This window comes from Actinocrinis puniceicyclus, from assembly GCF_018283645.1.
Taxonomy (GTDB): domain Bacteria; phylum Actinomycetota; class Actinomycetes; order Streptomycetales; family Catenulisporaceae; genus Actinocrinis; species Actinocrinis puniceicyclus.
The window spans coordinates 1-432 of record NZ_JAGSXH010000395.1; the positions used below are offsets into that span (position 1 = coordinate 1).

The window sequence follows — 432 nt, forward strand, 5'->3', positions numbered from 1 at the left end:
GCCTCGAACTGCTCGTTGCGGGCGGCGTCGCAGGGCACGCAGTCGCGCGCCTGCGGGGCCGCATGCGAGAGCTTTTCGATCGCGGCCCAGAGCAGCGCGATCTGGCGCTCCTGCGACGACGCGTTGTCGATCAGGCCGCGCATGGCCTACGAGAGCGGGTCGTCCTCCTGGGTCACGCCGTAGGCCGAGAAGGTGCGCGGCGCGGACCGGGGCGCGCTGGCCTCGGTCACGTCGGCGCTCTGCCCGGCCTTGGAGGGAACGATGCGCGCCGGGATGCCCACCGCCGTCGCGCCCGCGGGCACGGGCTTGATGACGACGGCATTGCTGCCGATCTTGGCGCCATCGCCGACCTCGAAGCCGCCCAGCACCCTCGCACCCGCGCTCACCACGACGTCGCGGCCCAGCGTGGGATGGCGCTTGGCGCCCTTGTAG

Annotated in this window: 1 pseudogene; it reads right to left on the minus strand. The window is 73.1% G+C overall.

Annotation, left to right across the window (positions count from 1 at the left end):
- A pseudogene (locus KGA66_RS29450) lies at positions 1–432 on the minus strand (serine O-acetyltransferase); the annotation flags it as partial.